The sequence below is a fragment of the Peribacillus sp. NPDC058002 genome (assembly GCF_042886655.1).
Lineage (GTDB): Bacteria > Bacillota > Bacilli > Bacillales > DSM-1321 > Peribacillus > Peribacillus aracenensis.
This window is the reverse complement of sequence record NZ_JBHVQU010000311.1, coordinates 1-3,675: the sequence shown is the minus strand read 5'-3', so window position 1 is coordinate 3,675 and position 3,675 is coordinate 1. Positions and strand designations below refer to the sequence as shown.

The following is a 3,675-nucleotide window of genomic DNA, read 5'->3' as shown; positions in this document are numbered from 1 at the left end:
ATATTAGGGGATACAATTAGATTTGCCAGCTCAGTGCGCGAAGCGACAGCGGGTGCGGATGCTGTATTTATTGTTACCGAATGGAATGAATTTAGACATTTAGATGTGGAGACATTGATGAATAGAATGAAACAACCGATTGTTTTTGATGGCAGAAATTGTCTTGAAGAAAATCGAATCAGAGCGTGCAAGAAAATTGAATATTATCCAGTAGGAAGACCAGCAATTGTTATTGATATGACATAAAGCGAAAACACTTTCTAACACTTCATTAATCCGAACATGATTCTTTAAAGACATATGTTCGGTTCATATTGGCAATGCAGCACCTTTGATAGTCCTAGGGTGCTTTTTTATATTTCTTTAATTGGATGAAATATCTTCATCGATCCATTGTTTGCACAAATAATCTTGTGTCACGGCCCTTACTTCAATCCATTCTTTGTATTAGGCTCTCCGCCATTTAGCTTTACTTTATGTTATTAGTCCATGCGTACCTAAAGAGTCCTGCATAATATACTTGAAAAGGTCCAGGAAATTTGCTTACTATGCATGAAAGGAGATCATTTATTTGCACACAGTTATGCATTTGAATTTAAGAGTCGACCCGACCCAATATATCTCACAGATTCGAGAAGTTCCTGATTATGATTATATCCACATGGTACGACAACCTAAGTATATGACAGATCTTTCCCTTTTGAATGAGAAAGTTCATTATCTCAATGAAATTTTCTCACCGAAAGAATATGTGAAAAGTAATAATATCTCCCTCCTACATGCCCACCATGGTCAATTAGGGATGTTACTACTTCCTTTTAAAGAGGAAACAAACCTTCCGTTGGTAACAAGTATAAGAGGCAGGGATGCAACCCTGGCTAATCAGCCCATTGGATATCTAGATAACATGAAAAAGCTATTTGATCGAGGTGAGCGTTTTTTTCCAGTTTGTCAGTATTTAGCAGATAGGCTAATTGCTTGGGGTTGTCCTTCAGAAAAAATCAAAGTGCTCTATGGGGGCGTAGACCTTAACGAATTCAAATACCGGACTCCGCACAAAGGGGGCTCTCAAAACATTTTATCCATCGGTAGGTTGGTGGAAAAAAAAGGACATCATATCTTAATGCAAGCATTTCAAAAAATCAGAGGTGAATTTCCAAATGCAACCCTGACGATTATCGGAAGGGGGGAGCTTGAAGAATATCTCATGTCACTGGCAAATCAACTTAATTTAGGAGACTCTTTTCGTTTATTGAATCATCTCCCTAAAGATCAAGTACGAGAACAATTGACCAATGCGGATATATTTTGCGCCGCGAGCTTAGAATCTGCCGATGGCGATGTTGAAGGAATACCTAATACATTAAAAGAAGCTATGGCGATTGGAGTACCAGTGATTTCGACCAATCATGCCGGCATCCCTGAATTGATAACCAATAACAAAGAGGGGGTTTTAGTACAAGAAAACAATGTGGATGAACTGGCAGATGCTCTTGAATTCATGCTAACTAACAGAGAGATGTGGGAAACATATACAATGGCGGCTCGTCAAAAAGTCGAACAAAACTTTAACCTCACCCATCAGCTTCGACAACAAGCTGAATTTTATGATGAACTTGTAGCCCCTTATAAAGTAAGGAAACAATATGCAGTAACACCTCGCCGAATTGATAAAAAACCCCTTAAGGGAACCCCACAGCCTCAACAGCAAGGTAATGATGGCGAAACAATTGCGTCTAGAAAAAAAGTCGATTTAGCCAAAAAAGCCCTTATTTATATGCAACAGCTACAGAAGTTTCCTGAGCTTCAAGAACTTCAAGAACTTCCACAGCTACAGCAGCTACAACAGTTTCAAAAGCTACAACGGCAGACTAAAGATAAAGTCAAAGATGAACTTGTAGCATCTAATAAAAAGGACAAAAAAGCGAAAATTCAACTGAAGGCTAAAGGTAATGATGAAAAAAGAGCATCTCGTAAAAATGCAAAAAAGGCTCAAAAAGTCGAAAAGGTCAAAAAAGCCCTGAATAAAATTCAAAATTTTCAACATATGGCCCAAGGTGAGCAGTTAGGAGGAGAACATGGAGGATTATAAAACGATTACTGTAACCAAGGGTGAAAAATCTTTGGAAATTCACAATCCGACTACCTATACGCTGATTGGAATGGGAGCTCAAGGTGCAGTATTTAAACTTTCAGAAGATAAATGTGTGAAAATCTATTCAGACCCCGTACAAGCGGAAATGGAGGAAGAAGCTCTTATAGCTGGAAAGCACCTCCCCTTTATGCCAATGGTGTATGAAACAGGTCCAAATTATATAGTCATGGAATATTTTAATGCACCAACCTTAAAAGAGTATCTGAGAAATTGTACGTATATCCCTGATTCTATAGTAAAGAAACTTCTCTATATATTAAAAGAACTAAAACAAGCAAATTTCACAATGTTAGATGCCCCCCTACGTCATATTTTTGTCGTTGGCAATGAGGAACTTAAGGTGATTGACCATGTAAATTCCTTTAAAAGGATGCACCCTGTGCCTTTAAAATTATTAAGAGATTTAAATATTATCCTTTTAAAGGAATCGTTCTTAGCCCAAGTGAAAAAGCTTGAACCGGACACCTTCAATGAGTGGAAGGATTATTTCAATCAAAATAATTTGGACTTTAGAAACATTCCCGTCCTCTCAGGCGGGTCAGGTAATGGAGTGAAAGTGGATAGCGCTATAACACAAACACTTATTGGAAAAGGGCATCAAGGTGCTGTTTATCGTGTGTCTGAAAACGCATGCGTTAAACTTTACGGGAAAACTGAACATGCAGATCAGGAAAAAATGGTTCTTTTATCAAGTCAAGACTTGCCTTTTATACCGAAAGTCTTTGAAACAGGACCCAATTATATTTTAATGGAATATCTATTAGGACCAGATTTAAATACGTTTCTAAAAAAACAAACTGTACTTTCTGAGGACATAACAAGACGATTACTCTATATATTAAAAACAATGGAAAGTTCAGGTTTCAAACAAATTGATGCTCCATTACGGCATATTATCATAACCAAGAATGGTTTTAAATTAGTCGACCATGTGTACTCGTTTTCGCGTGAACAAAAAAGGCCTCTCGAGTTATTTAAAGACCTTCGAGAAAGAAATTTTTTAGATGCTTTTTTGGAACAAGTGAAGGCGATAGATCCTGATACGTATGCTGAATGGACAAAAACACCAATCCCATTAACCGAAAATGATAATACGCTTGTATAGTCATGGTAATGTAACTGGAACCTAAAAGGGTATTACGCCTATTTTGTTGAGGTTTTAGTTATCACAAAAAGGAGCATTTTAATAAATTCATGATGATTTTCCTTTTAATGGTTTTTCATTCGTGAATTACGAATAAAACGTAGGTATCTTCATAATGAAGATGTTGAGTTTGCTTCCTCTTAATATCCGTCATAATGAACTTTGTTCTGTTGCTGTAAAGGGTCGAAAGTATAAATATATAATTAATGCTTACACAGTGTTCCGAAAAGGTATCAAAATCCTAATGTAATAGAAAGGATTGGAATTATTGTTATGAACATTTTAGTAACAGGGGCTGCAGGATTCATTGGTTTCCATTTAACAAAACGTTTATTAAGCCTAGATTTCAAAGTTATAGGAGTAGACAATATTAATG

4 protein-coding genes are annotated in these 3,675 nt (G+C 36.7%); all 4 read left to right on the top strand.

Annotated features, from left to right (window positions below; all coding sequences use genetic code 11):
• Positions 1-246 (top strand): UDP binding domain-containing protein (locus ACFVSH_RS24095; protein WP_387708253.1); only part of this gene is annotated, 246 nt, incomplete at its 5' end.
• A gap of 325 nt (positions 247-571) precedes the next feature.
• Positions 572-2,092, top strand: coding sequence for a glycosyltransferase (locus tag ACFVSH_RS24090; protein WP_387598834.1), 1,521 nt, complete (start codon positions 572-574; stop codon positions 2,090-2,092).
• Entirely contained in the window at positions 2,079-3,260 is a 1,182-nt protein-coding gene (locus tag ACFVSH_RS24085; protein WP_387708251.1) for a hypothetical protein, read from the top strand. Before ACFVSH_RS24090 ends, ACFVSH_RS24085 begins: the two co-directional genes overlap by 14 nt.
• A 312-nt stretch (positions 3,261-3,572) precedes the next feature.
• On the top strand, positions 3,573-3,675 hold a 103-nt coding region (locus ACFVSH_RS24080; RefSeq protein WP_387708254.1), incomplete at its 3' end, for an NAD-dependent epimerase/dehydratase family protein.

Excerpts from the sequence above, each read along its gene's own strand:
- ACFVSH_RS24085 (WP_387708251.1), top strand. The coding sequence starts at position 2,079 with ATGGAGGATTATAAAACGATTACTGTAACCAAGGGTGAAAAATCTTTG.